The organism is Pseudomonas sp. MMS21 TM103 (assembly GCF_022132145.1).
Lineage (GTDB): Bacteria > Pseudomonadota > Gammaproteobacteria > Pseudomonadales > Pseudomonadaceae > Aquipseudomonas.
Genome location: NZ_JAJISP010000002.1, coordinates 777,570 through 794,975, shown reverse-complemented (window position 1 = coordinate 794,975; position 17,406 = coordinate 777,570). Strand labels below are relative to the sequence as shown.

Annotated in this window: 15 protein-coding genes and 3 tRNA genes; 16 read left to right on the top strand and 2 right to left on the bottom strand. The window is 60.0% G+C overall.

What is annotated here, in order from left to right; all coding sequences use genetic code 11:
• Nucleotides 1–87: 87 nt before the first annotated feature.
• From pcaD to LJY18_RS10695, 8 genes are all read left to right on the top strand, one after another.
• Nucleotides 88–876: a 3-oxoadipate enol-lactonase gene (gene pcaD, locus LJY18_RS10730; RefSeq protein ID WP_238041775.1), complete on the top strand. Its 789-nt coding sequence runs from the start codon at nucleotides 88–90 to the stop codon at nucleotides 874–876.
• Between the two features lie 258 nt (nucleotides 877–1,134).
• Complete coding sequence (gene nadA / locus LJY18_RS10725; protein ID WP_238041774.1) at nucleotides 1,135–2,193, top strand: quinolinate synthase NadA; 1,059 nt, start codon at nucleotides 1,135–1,137, stop codon at nucleotides 2,191–2,193.
• 261 nt (nucleotides 2,194–2,454) lie between these two features.
• Complete coding sequence (gene alaS, locus LJY18_RS10720) at nucleotides 2,455–5,094, top strand: alanine--tRNA ligase (RefSeq protein WP_238041773.1); 2,640 nt, start codon at nucleotides 2,455–2,457, stop codon at nucleotides 5,092–5,094.
• 92 nt (nucleotides 5,095–5,186) lie between these two features.
• Nucleotides 5,187–6,425 (top strand): aspartate kinase, encoded by a 1,239-nt coding sequence (locus LJY18_RS10715; RefSeq protein ID WP_238041772.1) that lies wholly within the window; start codon nucleotides 5,187–5,189, stop codon nucleotides 6,423–6,425.
• 184 nt (nucleotides 6,426–6,609) lie between these two features.
• Complete coding sequence (csrA, locus tag LJY18_RS10710) at nucleotides 6,610–6,795, top strand: carbon storage regulator CsrA (protein ID WP_010490393.1); 186 nt, start codon at nucleotides 6,610–6,612, stop codon at nucleotides 6,793–6,795.
• Between the two features lie 62 nt (nucleotides 6,796–6,857).
• Nucleotides 6,858–6,948 (top strand) — tRNA-Ser (locus LJY18_RS10705).
• Nucleotides 6,949–7,056: 108 nt separating this feature from the next.
• A tRNA-Arg gene (locus LJY18_RS10700) sits at nucleotides 7,057–7,133 on the top strand.
• 71 nt (nucleotides 7,134–7,204) lie between these two features.
• A tRNA-Arg gene (locus LJY18_RS10695) sits at nucleotides 7,205–7,281 on the top strand.
• Nucleotides 7,282–7,441: 160 nt separating this feature from the next.
• On the opposite strand, the gene LJY18_RS10690 is transcribed toward LJY18_RS10695, so the two are convergent.
• Nucleotides 7,442–7,933, bottom strand: coding sequence for a DUF4124 domain-containing protein (locus LJY18_RS10690; protein ID WP_238041771.1), 492 nt, complete (start codon nucleotides 7,931–7,933; stop codon nucleotides 7,442–7,444).
• 323 nt (nucleotides 7,934–8,256) lie between these two features.
• Here LJY18_RS10690 and mgtE point away from each other — a divergent pair, with 323 nt between their 5' ends.
• The 4 genes from mgtE (at nucleotide 8,257) to LJY18_RS10670 (ending at nucleotide 13,092) form a co-directional block, all read left to right on the top strand.
• Nucleotides 8,257–9,699, top strand: coding sequence for a magnesium transporter (mgtE, locus tag LJY18_RS10685; RefSeq protein ID WP_238041770.1), 1,443 nt, complete (start codon nucleotides 8,257–8,259; stop codon nucleotides 9,697–9,699).
• Between the two features lie 187 nt (nucleotides 9,700–9,886).
• A complete protein-coding gene (locus LJY18_RS10680) occupies nucleotides 9,887–10,138 on the top strand; it encodes an OadG family protein (protein ID WP_238041769.1) in 252 nt (83 codons plus the stop codon).
• 25 nt (nucleotides 10,139–10,163) lie between these two features.
• A complete protein-coding gene (gene oadA, locus LJY18_RS10675; protein ID WP_238041768.1) occupies nucleotides 10,164–11,945 on the top strand; it encodes a sodium-extruding oxaloacetate decarboxylase subunit alpha in 1,782 nt (593 codons plus the stop codon).
• A 10-nt stretch (nucleotides 11,946–11,955) separates the two neighbouring features.
• Nucleotides 11,956–13,092, top strand: coding sequence for a sodium ion-translocating decarboxylase subunit beta (locus LJY18_RS10670; RefSeq protein ID WP_238041767.1), 1,137 nt, complete (start codon nucleotides 11,956–11,958; stop codon nucleotides 13,090–13,092).
• Between the two features lie 108 nt (nucleotides 13,093–13,200).
• On the opposite strand, the gene LJY18_RS10665 is transcribed toward LJY18_RS10670, so the two are convergent.
• The gene (locus LJY18_RS10665; RefSeq protein ID WP_238041766.1) at nucleotides 13,201–13,527 is read right to left on the bottom strand and encodes an Arc family DNA-binding protein; all 327 of its coding nucleotides are present in this window, start codon (nucleotides 13,525–13,527) and stop codon (nucleotides 13,201–13,203) included.
• A 370-nt stretch (nucleotides 13,528–13,897) separates the two neighbouring features.
• On the opposite strand from LJY18_RS10665, the gene phnC reads away from it, so the two are divergent.
• The 4 genes from phnC (at nucleotide 13,898) to phnF (ending at nucleotide 17,384) form a co-directional block, all read left to right on the top strand.
• A complete protein-coding gene (gene phnC, locus LJY18_RS10660; RefSeq protein ID WP_238041878.1) occupies nucleotides 13,898–14,734 on the top strand; it encodes a phosphonate ABC transporter ATP-binding protein in 837 nt (278 codons plus the stop codon).
• Nucleotides 14,735–14,777: 43 nt separating this feature from the next.
• Nucleotides 14,778–15,782, top strand: coding sequence for a phosphonate ABC transporter substrate-binding protein (phnD, locus tag LJY18_RS10655; protein WP_238041765.1), 1,005 nt, complete (start codon nucleotides 14,778–14,780; stop codon nucleotides 15,780–15,782).
• Between the two features lie 66 nt (nucleotides 15,783–15,848).
• Nucleotides 15,849–16,643, top strand: a complete 795-nt coding sequence (gene phnE / locus LJY18_RS10650) for a phosphonate ABC transporter, permease protein PhnE (protein WP_238041764.1) — start codon at nucleotides 15,849–15,851, stop codon at nucleotides 16,641–16,643.
• A gap of 36 nt (nucleotides 16,644–16,679) precedes the next feature.
• Complete coding sequence (phnF, locus tag LJY18_RS10645; RefSeq protein WP_238041763.1) at nucleotides 16,680–17,384, top strand: phosphonate metabolism transcriptional regulator PhnF; 705 nt, start codon at nucleotides 16,680–16,682, stop codon at nucleotides 17,382–17,384.
• The last annotated feature ends 22 nt before the right edge of the window (nucleotides 17,385–17,406 follow it).

The window sequence follows — 17,406 nt, the reverse complement described above, 5'->3', positions numbered from 1 at the left end:
AACGCTCTTGGTCGTAGGCGTCAATGCTGTTGGGGCGCACGCGTCCCGACTGAACATCGAGTCCTATTTATTTGAAGGAGGTTTTCCGTGCCTGTTGTCCACCTCGCCGATGGCGACCTGAATTACCAGCTCGAAGGCCCGGCCGATGCGCCAGTGTTGCTGCTGAGCAATTCCCTGGGCACCGACCTGGGCATGTGGGACACGCAGATGCCGGCCTTTACCGCGCATTTTCGGGTGCTGCGCTACGACACCCGCGGTCACGGCCAGTCGCAGGTCAGTGCGGGCTTCTACAGCATCGAGCAACTGGGCCGCGACGTGCTGGCCCTGCTCGATCACCTGGATATCCCCAGGGTGCATTTCTGTGGTTTGTCCATGGGTGGCCTGATCGGCCAGTGGCTGGGTATCCATGCCGGCGAGCGCCTGGACAAGCTGGTGCTCTGCAACACCGCGGCCAGGATTGCCAACGACGAAGTATGGAACAGTCGTATCGATACCGTGCTGCAAGGCGGCCAGCGGGCCATGAGTGACCTGCGCGATGCGTCCATTGCGCGCTGGTTCACCCCCGGGTTCGCCGCCCTCCAGGCCGCACAGGCCAACCGCATCACCGCGATGCTGGCGGCCACCTCGGCCCAGGGCTATGCCGGTAACTGCGCGGCGGTACGCGATGCCGATTTCCGCGAGCAATTGGGCGCGATCAAGCAGTCGACGTTGATCGTCTGCGGCACGGCCGACGCGGTCACCACGCCTGAGCATGGCCGTTTCATGCAGCAACACATCGCTGGCGCGCAGTTGGTCGAGTTGCCGGCCGCGCACCTGTCCAATGTCGAAGCCGACGATGCCTTCACCCGGGCCGTGGTGGATTTCCTGCTGCAGTGATGGCAACGGCGCACCTTGCGATTTTTCTGCCAGGGTGCGCCCGGTGTTCGCTCTGGAGCACCAGGACAGCGCCTGGGCCTATTTGCAAAGTCTTTTAAGATCAAACTATTATGAAAATCCTGCGGTCCTAGAGGGCGCAGGATTTTCTTTCTTGCAGCGCGCCTTACTCCCCGAATGCCTGTCCAGTCTGCTCTCGCGTAGTCAATCTGGCGGGTATACTCGAGCCCCCGCTGATCGACCTGTACAGGACCCGATGACATGACGCAGATTTCCGAACGCCTTCTGGTCCAGGCTCATCTGGATGCCAAACAGCCCAAGCCGCTGACGCCCGAGCAGGAGGCCTTCTACCGCGCCGAGATTGCTGCCGAGCTGAAAAAGCAGAATGCGGTGCTGGTGGCCCACTATTACTGCGACCCGGTGTTGCAGGCGCTGGCCGAAGAGACCGGCGGTTGCGTCTCCGATTCCCTGGAAATGGCCCGGTTCGGTAACCAGCATGCGGCGCAGACCGTGCTGGTGGCCGGGGTCAAGTTCATGGGCGAGACGGCGAAGATCCTCAACCCGGAAAAACGCGTGCTGATGCCGACCCTGGAGGCGACCTGCTCGCTGGATCTGGGTTGTCCGGTGGAGGAGTTCGCCGCGTTTTGCGATCAGCACCCGCAGCGTACCGTGGTGGTGTATGCCAATACCTCAGCGGCGGTGAAGGCGCGGGCCGACTGGGTGGTGACCTCCAGTTGCGCAGTGGAGATCGTCGAGCACCTGATGGACAACGGCGAAAGCATCATCTGGGCGCCGGATCAGCATCTGGGGCGTTACATCCAGAACAAGACCGGTGCCGACATGCTGCTGTGGGACGGCGCCTGCATCGTCCACGAGGAGTTCAAGGCCAAGCAACTCGAGGACATGAAAGCCCTGTACCCGGACGCTGCGGTGCTGGTGCATCCGGAGTCACCGACGGCGGTGATCGACCTGGCCGATGCGGTCGGTTCGACCAGTCAACTGATCGCGGCGGCCCAGCGCCTGCCGAACAAGACCTTCATCGTCGCCACCGACCGCGGCATCTTCTACAAGATGCAGCAGTTGTGTCCGGACAAGGAATTCATCGAGGCGCCGACCGCCGGTAACGGCGCCGCCTGCCGCAGTTGTGCGCACTGCCCGTGGATGGCGATGAACACCCTGCAGCGCACCCTGCAGAGCCTGCGTGAAGGCAGCAACGAAATATTCGTCGATCCCGCGCTGATCCCCAAGGCAATCAAGCCGCTCAAGCGCATGCTCGATTTCACCCAGGCGGCGCGGCTCAAGCTGTCGGGCAACGCCTGAGCCGCTGTCGTGTCTGCCGCCGGGCGAAGCTAGTTTCGCCCGACTGAAAAGCACGCTTGCTCATCGCCATGGGGGCAGCTCAGTGCATTCTGCAGACTGACGTTGCCTTGGCTTAGGCGGTGGTGTCCCTCGTTGACTTGAGTGGCGAGAAGAGCGATAGCCGTTATCTATTGATAAACACGCTGTACCGATGCTAAAGGGCCGATATAATGCGGCCCTTTGCCGGCTTCGCCGTGGCCGCCTGTTTCCGTGGATGATCCTATGAAAAGCGCTGAAATCCGTGAAGCTTTCCTCAGCTTCTTCGAAGAGAAGGGGCATACCCGTGTCGCTTCCAGCTCCCTGATTCCGGGCAACGACCCGACGCTGCTGTTCACCAATGCGGGGATGAACCAGTTCAAGGACTGCTTCCTCGGCCTGGAAAAACGCGCCTACACCCGCGCCGCCAGCAGCCAGAAGTGCGTGCGTGCCGGCGGCAAGCACAACGATTTGGAAAACGTCGGTTACACCGCACGTCACCACACCTTTTTCGAAATGCTGGGTAACTTCAGCTTTGGCGACTATTTCAAGCGCGATGCCATCCACTTCGCCTGGGAATTCCTGACCAGTGAGCGCTGGCTGAACCTGCCCAAAGACAAGCTGTGGGTCACCGTCTATGCCACCGATGACGAGGCCTTCGACATCTGGACCAAGGAAGTCGGCATGCCGGCCGAGCGGATGATCCGCATCGGCGACAATAAAGGCGCACCTTACGCCTCCGACAACTTCTGGACCATGGGCGATACCGGCCCGTGCGGCCCCTGCACCGAGATCTTCTTCGACCACGGCGAGCACATCTGGGGTGGCCCGCCCGGCTCGCCGGAAGAGGATGGCGATCGCTACATCGAGATCTGGAACAACGTGTTCATGCAGTTCAACCGCACCGCAGACGGCGTACTGCACCCGCTGCCGGCGCCGAGCGTGGACACCGGCATGGGCCTGGAGCGCATCAGTGCGGTGCTGCAGCACGTCAACTCGAACTACGAGATCGACCTGTTCCAGAGCCTGCTCAACGCCTCGGCTCGGGCCATCGGCTGCGCCAACGAAGGCCAGGCGTCACTGAAAGTAGTGGCCGATCATATCCGCTCCTGCAGCTTCCTGATCGCCGATGGCGTCACCCCGTCCAATGAAGGTCGCGGCTATGTGCTGCGCCGCATCGTCCGGCGCGCCTGTCGTCACGGAAACAAGCTGGGCGCCAAGGGCAGCTTCTTCTACCAGATAGTCGCGGCCCTGGTGGCCGAGATGGGCGAAGCCTTCCCCGAGCTGCAACAGCAGCAGGCGCATATCGAGCGTGTGCTGCAAACCGAAGAGGAGCAGTTCGCCAAGACCCTGGAGCAGGGCCTGAAAATCCTCGAGCAGGATCTGGTCGGGCTCAAAGGCAAGCTGATCCCCGGCGAGACAGTATTCAAACTGTACGACACCTATGGCTTCCCCTTCGACCTGACGGCCGATATCGCCCGCGAGCGCGGCTTGACTCTCGACGAGAGCGGCTTCGAGCGCGAAATGCAGGCCCAGCGCGAACGCGCCCGTTCCGCCAGCGCCTTCGGCATGGATTACAACGCCCTGGTCAAGGTCGACAGCGACACGCGTTTCCTCGGTTACGAGGGCACCAGTGGCAGCGGCACCATCATCGCCTTGTTCGCCAATGGCCAGGCGGTCGATAGCCTGAGCGAAGGCGAGGAGGGCGTCGTGGTTCTCGATCAGACGCCGTTCTATGCCGAATCCGGTGGCCAGGTCGGGGACTGCGGCTTTCTTATGGAAGGCGCAAACTCAAACACTGCTGTGCGTTTCGATGTGCGCGACACGACCAAGGTCGGCGGTGCTTTCCTGCACCACGGCATCGTTGCCAAGGGCGGTTTGAGTGTCGGCGCCGCGATCAAGGCCGAAGTCGACGCCAGCGTGCGTCAGGCCACCGCGCTCAACCATTCGGCGACCCACCTGCTGCACGCCGCGTTGCGTCAGGTGCTCGGCGAGCATGTGCAGCAGAAAGGCTCGCTGGTCGATAGCCAGCGCCTGCGTTTCGACTTCAGTCACTTCGAGGCGATCACGCCGGAGCAACTGAAGGCCCTGGAAGATATCGTCAACACCCAGGTGCGCAACAACAGCGAGGTCGAAACGGTCGAGACCGATATCGAAACCGCCAAGCAAAAAGGCGCCATGGCGCTGTTCGGCGAGAAATACGGAGATCGGGTACGGGTGCTGAGTATGGGCGGTGACTTCTCCGTCGAACTCTGTGGTGGCACTCACGTATCCCGTACCGGCGACATCGGCCTGTTCAAGATCACCAGCGAAGGCGGTGTGGCAGCGGGGGTGCGGCGTATCGAGGCTGTCACCGGTGCAGCAGCTTTTGCTTACCTGAATGCAGCCGAAGAACAGTTGAAAGAGGCCGCCGCGCTGGTCAAGGGCAGCCGCGACAACCTGCTGGACAAGCTGATTGCCGTGCTGGAACGTAATCGTCAGTTGGAAAAAGAGCTGGAGCAATTCAAAGCCAAGGCCGCCAGTGCGGCTGGCAATGATCTGGCCGGCTCCGCCGTGGACGTCAAGGGCATCAAGGTGCTCAGTGCGCGGGTTGACGGGCTGGATGGCAAGGCCTTGCTGGCCATGGTCGACCAGTTGAAGAACAAGCTTGGCAGTGCAGTGATCCTGCTCGGCGGTGTGCAGGACGACAAGGTCGTGCTGGTGGCCGGCGTGACCCAGGACCTGACAGGCAAGCTCAAGGCCGGCGAGCTGATGAAGCAGGCTGCAGCGGCAGTCGGTGGCAAGGGCGGTGGTCGTCCGGACATGGCGCAGGGCGGCGGCATCGATGCCGGTGCCCTGGATGGCGCTTTGGCGCTGGCCGCCACCTTTGCCGAGCAAGGTCTGTAAGCACCGGGGTCCGCATTACGCCCGGTGGACCTTGGCAGCATATTGAGTTGAATGTTTAATGGGCGCCCTTCACGGGCTGAGGCGGCTTTGAAATGGCTTTGATCGTACAGAAATTTGGCGGCACCTCCGTCGGCACTGTTGAGCGGATTCAGCAGGTGGCCGAGAAGGTGAAGAAGTTCCGCGAAAACGGCGATGACATTGTGGTCGTGGTTTCCGCCATGAGCGGTGAAACCAATCGGCTGGTCGAGCTGGCCAAACAGGCGAGTGATGACCAGCCGGTGCCGCGTGAGCTCGACGTAATGTTGTCCACCGGTGAGCAGGTGACCATTGCCCTGTTGACTATGGCGCTGATCCGCCGTGGTGTGCCGGCGGTGTCTTACACCGGCAATCAGGTGCGTATTCTCACCGACAGCGCGCACAACAAGGCGCGGATCCTGCAGATTGACGATCAGAAGCTGCGTGCCGACCTCAAGGCCGGTCGTGTGGTGGTGGTCGCCGGTTTCCAGGGGGTGGACGAGCACGGCAATATCACCACGCTGGGGCGTGGTGGCTCCGACACCACGGGCGTGGCCCTGGCGGCGGCGCTTAAGGCCGACGAGTGCCAGATCTATACTGACGTCGATGGTGTCTACACCACTGACCCGCGTGTGGTGCCCCAGGCACAGCGCCTGGAGAAGATCACCTTCGAGGAAATGCTGGAAATGGCCAGCCTGGGTTCCAAGGTGCTGCAAATCCGCTCGGTGGAGTTCGCCGGCAAATACAACGTCCCGCTGCGCGTATTGCACAGCTTCAAGGAGGGTCCGGGCACCCTCATTACGATTGATGAAGAGGAATCCATGGAACAGCCGATCATCTCCGGTATCGCTTTCAACCGCGACGAAGCCAAGCTGACTATCCGTGGCGTACCGGACATCCCGGGCGTGGCGTTCAAGATTCTCGGCCCTGTCAGTGCCGCTAATATCGAAGTCGACATGATCGTGCAGAACGTGGCGCACGATAACACCACCGATTTCACCTTCACCGTGCACCGCAACGATTATCAGGCTGCGCAGCAGGTGCTGGAAAATACCGCGCGTGAGCTGGGTGCTCGCGAAGTGATTGGTGACATCAAGATTGCCAAGGTGTCGATCGTCGGCGTCGGCATGCGCTCCCATGCCGGGGTTGCCAGCCGCATGTTCGAGGCCCTGGCCAAGGAAAATATCAATATCCAGATGATCTCTACCTCGGAAATCAAGGTATCCGTGGTGATCGAGGAGAAATATCTGGAATTGGCGGTGCGGGCTCTGCACACCGCCTTTGAATTGGATGCCCCGGCCCGACAGGGCGACTGAGGCATCGCCCGGAAGGCGCGCACTACTGCGCGCCTTTTGTCTTTTTGGTTGGCGTGGATGGACTTTCTTTCTGCCCACACTAGTCAATACTTGGGTGAAGGCCTCGCTTGATATGCATGGGGGCTGCCATCATTTTCTTTTTTGCAGACTGTTGTATTGGATTTAAATCCGTGAGGAGAAAGGAATGCTGATTCTAACTCGCCGGGTCGGTGAGACCCTGATGGTGGGTGACGAGGTCACTGTCACCGTGTTGGGCGTTAAGGGCAATCAGGTGCGTATCGGCGTTAACGCGCCGAAGGAAGTGGCCGTGCACCGTGAGGAAATTTACCAGCGCATCCAGAAAGAGAAGGACGAAGAACCAAGCCACTAATTTTTATCTAATTTTTGGCTTTGCAAGCGGGGCAAATATGGATATCATGCGCCCCGTGTTGCGGAGAGGTGGCCGAGTGGCCGAAGGCGCTCCCCTGCTAAGGGAGTACATCTCAAAAGGGTGTCGGGGGTTCGAATCCCCCCTTCTCCGCCATTATTTAGTGTTATAGGGTGTAGAGTCTGCTTTATCAGTAAGTTGTTGAAATTAATCTGATTTAAGCTTGATTGAAAAATTTGAATCCCTATAATGCGCCCGTACAGTGCACTCATAGCTCAGCTGGATAGAGTACTCGGCTACGAACCGAGCGGTCGGAGGTTCGAATCCTCCTGAGTGCACCATATTGAAGATGACTGGCAGCGATGCGGGTCGTAGTTCAAGCCAGCGGTGATCTGGTTAAAAAGCGCCATTTGCACTCATAGCTCAGCTGGATAGAGTACTCGGCTACGAACCGAGCGGTCGGAGGTTCGAATCCTCCTGAGTGCACCAACATAGAAGGGCCTGCAGCGATGCAGGCCCTTTTTCTTTGTCTGCCGTTATTGTCCAGTGTCCTGCTGGCCCGGTCTTGCTGCGGCTCGCTTGTCAGCCGAAGTCGAGGTTGGTGCCGGCGCATTCAGTCGCTGGTTTATCGTGGGCATCCGGCAGGACCTTAACGCTTGCCTTTCACGCAGCCGGATTCATCGAAGCTGACCTGGCGGCTGTTGCCCTGCTGGTCGCGGTAGTGATAGCGCGTCTGGCCGTTCTGGCTGCTGACTCTGTCCGGTGTGCCCAGGCTGCTTTCCACGTCGCTGCGGTTCATGCCGCTGCGTATCTGCTGTTTGATGATGGCTGTGCGGCGCTCGCTACCGGTAACCAGGTTGCCGCAACCATCCTGCTGCTCACCAATCACTACCAGCGCACTGGTCTTTTTCGCGACCTTGCTGCGTGATGGTTCGGTTGATTTGGCCAGTGGAATGGGTTTGCCGCTGCCTGGTGTGGCGTTGTAGGCATTCTGCAGATATAGCGTGTGTTCGGCAGGGCAGCCTTGCAGGGTGAAGGTGACATGGCCGTTGGCGTCTTCGCAGCGGAAAACGGTCGAGGCCAGCAGGGGTGGTGGGCATAACAGGATGGCGCAGAAAGCTGCGCGGTGCAGTCCATGCATCGTGACGTCCTCCTTGACGGTCGTTTGGCAAGCCTAGTTGATCAGATCGGCTTTGCCAGTGGTGCCTTGAACGGTGTCTCCGGCGTCGTAGCTACGGGTTCTTGAAAGCGCTGAAGTTTGCGCTGTAAAGGCTTGTTCGGGCCTGCTTTTTGTAGCGTGCAATGCCGCCGAGCGGTGTTATCATTTTGCCCGTCAGCCCCGCCGGGGCTTGTGGACCACCACCATGGACTTACCCAGTAGTTACTCTGAATCTCGATTGTGCAATCGCGAACTGATTGATTGACCCTCTTTGGCGCGCGCCGCCGCTGGGGGTGGAGCGTGCCATGACTGAAGTAGAAGCCAAGAAGCCGCAAGAAAGCCTGCAGGACCGCCTTGCCCAGGTGGTTGAGTTGCTGCATCGGCATAAGCTGGTCGAAGACCTGACGCATCGTCAGGAAGGCCCGCATCATGACCGGGTGGAAAACCTGGTGCACCGGCAAAACCTGGCTGAGTTGCAGTGCAAGCTTGATGAACTGCACTCCGCCGACGTCGCCCATATCCTCGAAGCACTGCCATTGGACGACCGTCTGACCGTCTGGCAACTGGTCAAGGTCGAGCGCGACGGCGATATCCTCCTCGAAGTATCCGATGCGGTGCGCGAAACGCTGCTCGCCGACATGGATGACCACGAGATCCTTGCGGCGGCCAAGGAGATGGATGCCGACGAGCTGGCAGATTTGGCCTCCGAACTGCCGCGCGATGTCGTGCATGAGTTGATGGAAACCCTCGATGCGCAGCAGCGTGAGCGGGTTCGTTCGGCGTTGTCCTATGAGGAGGAGCAGGTTGGCGCGCTGATGGACTTCGAGATGGTCACCATCCGCGAAGATGTCAGCCTGGAGGTGGTGTTGCGTTACCTGCGGCGGCTGAAAGAGCTGCCGGGACATACCGACAAGTTGTTCGTGGTCGATTACGACGGCGTGCTCAAGGGTGTGTTGCCAGTCAAACGCTTGCTGGTCAACGACCCGGACAAGCTGGTCAGTGAGGTGATGGCGACCGATCCAGTGAGTTTTCATCCCGATGAAGATGCCTACGATGCCGCTCAGGCGTTCGAGCGTTACGACCTGATCTCAACGCCGGTGGTCGACAAGAACGGCAAGCTGATTGGTCGTCTGACCATCGACCAGATGGTCGATCTGATTCGCGAAGAAAGCGAAAGCGAAGTACTGAACATGGCGGGTCTGCGCGAGGAGGAGGACATCTTCGCCTCAGTCTGGAAGTCGCTGCGCAACCGTTGGGCCTGGCTGGCCCTCAACCTGATTACGGCGTTCATTGCCTCCCGGGTCATCGGCCTGTTCGAGGGTTCCATCGAGAAGCTGGTGGCGTTGGCCGCCTTGATGCCGATCGTTGCCGGTATCGGCGGTAACTCGGGCAATCAGACCATTACCATGATCGTCCGCGCCATGGCGCTGGACCAAGTCAGTACCGGTAATACCGCGCGGCTTATTCGCAAGGAGTTGAGCGTCGCCTTGATCAATGGCCTGGTCTGGGGTGGGGTGATTGGTGTGGTGGCTTATATGCTGTACGACAGCTGGTCGCTGGGTGTGGTGATGACCGGGGCCATGACCTTGAACCTGCTGCTAGCGGCATTGATGGGGGTGCTGATTCCCATGACCCTGGTGCGTGTGGGGCGCGACCCGGCGATGGGGGCCAGCGTGATGATTACTGCTGTGACCGATAGTGGCGGCTTCTTCATCTTCCTCGGGCTGGCCACTGTGTTTCTGCTTTAGCAGGGGGCGCTTATTTATTGGGTGAATGTATGGCGCTTTTTTGTCCGTATTTGTCGCCAAATGCAGTCTGGGGTTTGCTTCAAACGACTGTTTCAAGCTAAGGTGCGCCAGCTTTGCCCGGGGCATTCCTCGGGCGCTTCTCTCAATTCTGAATGCAGCTCAGTGCTGCTGGCAAAAAGGAGTCAAGATGGCCTCCAGTCAACTCCTGCTCGAGGGTGTCGAGCTCATGCTGTTCGGCCTGGGTTTTGTATTCCTCTTCCTGATTATGTTGGTAGTGGCGATCCGCGTGATGTCGCGTCTGATCGAGCTGTTCGCCCCCCACACGCCAGTGCCCGCGGCCGCACACTCGACCGCCAAGTCCGCTATCCAGCAGCCGGATGGCGATGTACTTGCCGCTATTCAATCCGCTATCAATCAGCACCGCGCTCGCCGCGGTTGAGTCAGGTTCGAAAGGGAGCACCTGTATGACTGCCGTTAAACAAGCACTCGGAATTACCGATGTGGTGCTGCGCGATGCTCACCAGTCGATTCTGGCGACGCGTGTACGCCTCGAAGACATGTTGCCGATCGCGCCCAAACTCGATCAGGTTGGCTTCTGGTCGGTGGAGTCCTGGGGCGGCGCGACTTTCGATTCCTGCATCCGTTACCTGGGCGAAGACCCCTGGGAGCGCATCCGCGCGCTGAAGCAGGCGATGCCCAATACCCGCCAGCAGATGCTCCTGCGTGGTCAGAACCTGCTCGGCTATCGGCACTACGCCGATGACGTCGTGGAGAAGTTCGTCGAGCGTGCGGCCATCAATGGCGTCGATGTGTTCCGCGTGTTCGACGCGATGAACGATCCGCGCAACCTGCAGACCGCGCTGCGGGCGGTCAAGGAGCAGGGCAAGCATGCCCAGGGCACCATTTCCTACACTACCAGTCCGGTGCACACCCTGGACATGTGGGTCGACCTGGCGAAGCAGATCGAGGACATGGGCGCCGATTCGATCGCGATCAAGGACATGGCCGGCATCCTCAATCCGTACATCGCCTTCGAGCTGGTGACGCGCCTTAAGGCCAGCCTGTCGATCCCTATTCACATGCAATGCCATGCCACGGCCGGTCTGTCGACCGCGGCCATCGTCAAGGCGGTGGAGGCCGGTATCGACAACGTCGACACTGCGATTTCCTCGCTCTCGATGACCTACGGCCATTCGCCGACCGAGTCGGTGGTGGCGATCTTCCAGGGTTCCGAGCGCGATACCGGCCTGGATCTGTTGCTGCTCGAAGAAATCGCCGCCTACTTCCGCGAAGTGCGGAAGAAGTACGCCAAGTTCGAAGGCACCCTCAAGGGTGTGGATTCGCGCATCCTGGTGGCCCAGGTGCCGGGCGGCATGCTGACAAATATGGAAGGCCAGCTGAAAGAGCAGGGCGCCCAGGACAAGTTCGACGAAGTGCTGGCCGAGATTCCGCGAGTGCGCGAGGATCTGGGCTTTATCCCGCTGGTGACGCCGACCTCGCAGATCGTCGGCACCCAGGCGGTGATCAACGTATTGACCGGTGAGCGCTATAAGTCGATCACCAAGGAAACCGCCGGTGTGCTGAAGGGCGAGTACGGCGCAGCGCCGGCCCCCTTCAATAAGGAGCTGCAGGCACGGGTGCTGGATGGCGCCGAAGCCATCACCTGTCGCCCAGCGGATCTGCTGGATGCCGAGATGGACAAGCTGACCGCCGAGCTCAAGGGTATCGCCCAGGAGAAGGGCATTAAGCTGGCCAAAGATGAAATCGACGACGTACTGACCTATGCGCTGTTCCCGCAGATCGGCCTGAAGTTCCTGGAGAACCGTGGCAACCCGGCGGCCTTCGAGCCGGCGCCGAGCGGCAACGAGCTGCCAGCGCGTGAAGCCGGCAAGCCCGAGGTCTACACCGTTGAAGTCAACGGCAAGTCCTTCGTGGTGCAGGTTAACGAGGGTGGCAACATCGAAGGCCTCAAGCCGCTCGGTGGCGCCGCAGCCGGTGCTGCGCCTGCTGTCGCGGCGGCGCCGGTGGGTGCTGGCGAACCGCAGAACGCCCCGCTGGCCGGCAACATCTTCAAGGTGCTGGTGCAGCCTGGGCAGTCAGTCGAGGACGGCCAACTGCTGATCATCCTCGAAGCGATGAAGATGGAAACCGAGATTCGCGCGTTCAAGGCGGGCGTCATCGGTGCAGTCAACATCAAGGTCGGCGATGCAGTGGCGGTGGGCGACAGCCTGCTGACCATCGGCTAAGGGGCGGATCATGGATAAGCTCCTCAAGCTGTGGCAGAGCACGGGTCTCTATCATGTAGAGCCGGGTCAGGTTTTCATGATCGCGATCTGCCTGCTGCTGATCTACCTGGCGATCAAGAAAGGTTTCGAGCCGCTGCTGTTGATCCCGATCGGCTTCGGTGGCCTGTTGTCGAACATTCCCGTTGCCAACATGGGCGAAGGCGCCGGCTTCCTGCACATGATCTATGAGGTCGGCCTGCCCACCAGCGTGTTTCCGCTGCTGATTTTCATGGGTGTCGGGTCGATGACCGACTTCGGGCCGATGCTGGCCAATCCCAAGACCCTGCTGTTGGGTGCAGCGGCGCAGTTCGGTATCTTCGGTACCCTGCTTGGCGCCCTGGCCCTGGCCTCCCTGGGTATTCCGGGGCTGGAGTTCACCCTCAAGGAAGCGGCCTCGATCGCCATCATTGGCGGCGCGGACGGTCCGACCTCGATCTTCGTCACCTCCAAGCTGGCGCCGCATCTGCTCGGGCCGATTGCCGTGGCGGCCTATGCTTATATGGCGCTGGTCCCCTTGATTCAACCGCCGATCATGCGGGCGCTGACCACCAAGGCCGAGCGCGCCATCGTCATGGAGCAATTGCGTCCGGTCGGGCAGACCGAGAAGATCATCTTCCCGTTGGTGCTGTGTCTGCTGGTCGGCTTGCTGCTGCCAGATGCGGCGCCGCTGGTGGGTATGTTCGCCCTTGGCAACCTTCTGCGCGAAGCCGGTGTGGTCGAGCGTCTGGCCGATACCTCGCGTAACGCGCTGATCAACATAGTCACCATCTTCCTCGGTCTGACCGTGGGGTCCAAGCTGTCGGCCGAAGCCTTCCTGCAGATCAAGACCCTGGCGATTCTGCTGCTGGGTATGATGGCCTTCTGTGCCGGAACGGCGTCGGGGGTGTTGATGGCCAGGCTGATGAATGTGTTCAGTAAGCACAAGGTCAACCCCTTGATCGGTTCGGCCGGGGTGTCGGCGGTGCCGATGGCCGCGCGGGTATCGAACAAGGTCGGCCTGGAAGCCAATCCGCAGAACTTCCTGCTGATGCATGCCATGGGCCCGAACGTGGCCGGGGTGATTGGCTCGGCAGTGGCGGCCGGTGTGCTGCTCAACTTTGTTGGATAGCGACAAGGGCCTTTAGGTGCTGTAGACAAAGAAAAGCCGCCTGTTCAGGGCGGCTTTTCTTTGGCGAACAAAAAAACCGGTTCGGGAGCCGGTTTTTATCGTCGCAACTTACGCTTCTTCGGCAGCTATTTCAGCGTCATGGGCAATCAATGCCACCAGGGCGTTTTGCTGGCGACGTGACAGCTGGCGGAAGCGCTGCAGTAACTCGCGTTCGTGCAAGGACAGTTCGGGACTGTCCAGGGTTACGTTGAGTTCATCGCCGAGACTGCTTTCCTGAAGCATGCTCTGCTCAAGGCGGGCGATGATTTCCGAGTTCATGCTGCGATGATGATTGCGCGCGACATCAGCGATGCGCTCGCGCATACCATCAGGCAAGCGAACGACGAATTTGTCAGCCGTGCGGCTGGAATAAATAGCCTGTTTCATAGGGCGCATACATTTAACCGATTAGTTCAGGGAAGCGATGCTGGCAGTGAGCCACGTGATTGTCACTGGTTTGACCGTCTTTAGCACTAGCTGTTCACTCGGAATCGCCATTTCCTCAAGACACTTGCGCACTTAAACAAATATTTGACGTCAAGTTCATGTCTAACTGTATTTTGGATGAAGGCTCATTGCCAGCACCCGTTGTTAGAAATGCGAATTGTTGGGCAAAAAATAGGCATTTACTTACCCGATATAAGAAATAGAACAACAGTCACTGAAGTGTCATGGCCTGTTAATGGGACTGACACAGGGTTTGCCTAGCTTGGTCTACACCAGGCGGCGACTCTGGTCCGTCAAACCGTTAACAAGAGGCAAGTCCATGAACGCAGCGATCCGCGTTGAGAGCCTAAACAAAACGTTTGCCGGCAAGCAGGCGCTCTACTCTCTTGCCTTGTCCGTCCAGCCAGGTGAAATGGTTGCACTGATTGGCGCGTCGGGTTCCGGAAAATCCACTTTGCTGCGCCATCTGGCCGGGCTGGCCTGCGCCGACCGTAGTGCTGGCAGCTGTATCCAAGTGCTTGGTCGTCAAGTGCAGGCGCAAGGGCGCTTAAATGGAGAAGTGCGGCGCCTGCGCTCTGATATTGGCTACATCTTCCAACAATTCAATCTGGTTGCTCGTTTAAGCGTAGTGCAAAACGTCCTGCTTGGTTGTCTCGGGCGCATGCCGCGCTGGCGAGGCACTCTCGGCCTGTTCAGTGCCGAAGAAAAGCAGCGCGCCATGCAGGCGCTGGCGCGGGTTGGCCTGGCCGACCTGGCCCTGCAGCGGGCTTCGACGCTGTCCGGTGGCCAACAGCAGCGTGTGGCCATTGCTCGGGCGTTGTGCCAGCGCGCCGAGGTGATTCTTGCTGACGAACCGATTGCGTCTCTCGACCCCGAGTCGGCACGCAAGGTCATGCAGATACTCGCCGATATCAACCGTGAAGACGGCACCACCGTGGTGGTCACCTTGCATCAGGTCGACTACGCCATGCGCTATTGCCAGCGTGCGGTGGCGCTGAAGGCCGGGCGTATCAATTTCGACGGGCCAACCGCAGGCCTCATTCCGAGCTTTCTCAATGACCTGTACGGCGCGGAGTTGCCTGGCGATGCACTGCCGGCTGACAAGCCGCGCCGGCAGGGGGCGCAACAAGCACCGCTGAGCCTCGCCAGCGCCTGAACCGTTCTATCCATTAGCCAATCCGTGATTAGGAGTGCTCCGCATGTTCAAACACATCAGTCGTGTTCTTGCTGCATCCATACTGCTTAGTAGCGCCACCCTGGGCCTGGCCCAGGCCGCCGAGCAGGAAATCAACTTCGGCATCATTTCCACCGAGTCCTCGCAAAACCTCAAGACTACGTGGGACCCCTTTCTGGCGGACATGGGCGCGCAGACCGGCCTGAAGATCAACGCCTTCTTCGCTCCCGACTACGCGGGCATCATCCAGGGCATGCGTTTCGACAAGGTCGATGTGGCCTGGTACGGCAATAAGGCGGCCATGGAGGCGGTGGATCGCGCCGGTGGCGAGATTTTCGCTCAAACCGTCGCCGCCAATGGCGCCCAGGGTTATTACAGTCTGATGGTGGCGCACCAGGATAGCCCGCTGAATTCGATCGAAGACATGCTGAAGAATGCCAAGAACCTGACCTTCGCCAATGGCGACCCGAACTCCACTTCAGGCTATCTAGTACCGGGCTACTACGTGTTCGCGCAGAACAATGTCGATGCCAACAAGATCTTCAAGCGTGCGCTCAACGGTAGTCATGAGGTCAATGCCTTGTCGGTGGCCAACAAGCAGATCGATGTCGGTACCTTCAACAGCGAAGGCATGGAGCGACTGCAGGTCACCGCGCCGGATAAGGCAGCGCAATTGAAGGTGATCTGGACTTCACCACTGATCCCGTCTGACCCGATGGTCTGGCGCAAAAACCTTGACGACGCCAGCAAGAACAAAGTGCGCGAGTTCTTCATGACTTACGGCGACAAACCGGCTGAGCAGAAAGTCCTGGAAAGCCTGCAATGGGCCAAGTTCAAGTCCTCGGATGACGATCAACTGCTGCCGATCCGTCAGCTTGATCTGTTCAAGAAGCGCACCGAAGTGGTCAACAGCGACAAGTTGTCGGACAGCGACAAGCAGGCGCGGCTCAAGGCGCTGGATGCCGAGTTGGCCAAGCTGGCAAAGCGCCTGGCGGAAATCTCCCGGAAGAACCCAAACAGCGCAGGTTGATTGCAGTTGTCGGCTCACCTGCGAGGGTGAGCCGATCGCTTATGCCGCACCAATCGAGAAGTCGTTATGACCACTTTGACCACCGCTTCCAGACCTGAATTGACCGCTAAGCGTTCCTGGACGCAGCTGATTGGCTGGGGGCTGTTTTTCGCTGTACTGGCCTGGTCCTGGCAAGGCGCGGAGATGAATCCGCTGGCCCTGATCCGCGACTCCAGCAACATGGCGACTTTTGCCGCGGACTTCTTTCCGCCTGATTTCAGCAACTGGGAGCTGTACCTCAAGGAGATGATCGTCACCGTGCAGATTGCCCTGTGGGGCACAGTGCTGGCGATTGTCTGCGCCATACCCTTAGGGATTCTCTGCTCCGACAACATCGTGCCCTGGTGGGTCTATCAGCCGATTCGGCGGGTGATGGATGCCTGCCGTTCGATCAACGAAATGGTTTTCGCCATGCTCTTCGTAGTGGCCGTCGGTCTCGGCCCGTTCGCCGGGGTACTGGCGCTATTTATCGGCACCACCGGGGTGCTGGCCAAGCTGTTCGCTGAAGCCGTGGAGGCCATCGATCCCGGTCCCGTGGAAGGGGTGCGCGCCACCGGTGCCAGCGCGTTGCAGGAGGTGATCTACGGGGTAATTCCGCAGGTCCTGCCGTTGTGGATTTCCTATGCCTTGTACCGCTTCGAGTCCAACGTGCGCTCGGCCACGGTGGTCGGCATGGTCGGAGCAGGTGGCATTGGGGTGATTCTCTGGGAGGCGATTCGCGGCTTCCAGTTCGCTCAGACCTGCGCCCTGCTGATTGTGATCATCCTGGTGGTCAGCGTGCTCGACATCATCTCGCAGCGCCTGCGTAAGCAATTTATCTGACGGAGATTGGGCATCTGCGGATGCCCTTTATTAGCCATGCACTTGTCTAGACAAATCGAGCCGTTGTACCGCGAATTGGCCGCCGTGCTGCGCGATGAGCTGCAGCGCATCCCCCCCGGCGAGTACCTGCCGGCCGAGGTGCAGCTGGCCGCGCGTTTTGCCGTCAACCGCCACACCCTGCGCCGCGCGGTGGACGAGTTGGTGCTTGAAGGCCGCCTGCTGCGTCAGCAGGGCAAGGGCACGCGGGTGCTGGCCATGCCGCTGATCTATCCGATGCAAGCTGGTAGTGCCTTCACCGCCTCGTTATCGGCCCTCGGGCATAAGGTCGAAGCGCAGTTACTGGGGCGCCGCGTGCGCCCGGCCAGCCAGGACGATCTCGGTTACCTGCAGCTGCCGGAGGGCACGCAACTGCTGGAGTTGACCACCCTGCGCCTGATCGAGGGGCAGCCGGTCAGTCTGATTCGACATGCCTTCAGCCTGACCCATGCGCCGTTGTTGGCCGACTACCAAGGCGGCTCACTGCGCCAGTACCTGATCCAGCGCGATCTGCCTTTGACCCGCACCTTCAGCCTGATTGGTGCACGTTTGCCCAGCCGCGAGGAAGCAACGCGGCTGTTGATGCCCAGGCACGCGCCCTTGCTCAGCGTCCTGACCCTTTCCCGCGATCTGGCTGGCCAGCCGGTGGAGCTGTCGTTTTCGACCAGCCGCGCCGACCGTTTCCAGTACCAGCTCGCCCTTTGATGGAGGTTTGTTGATGAACCGC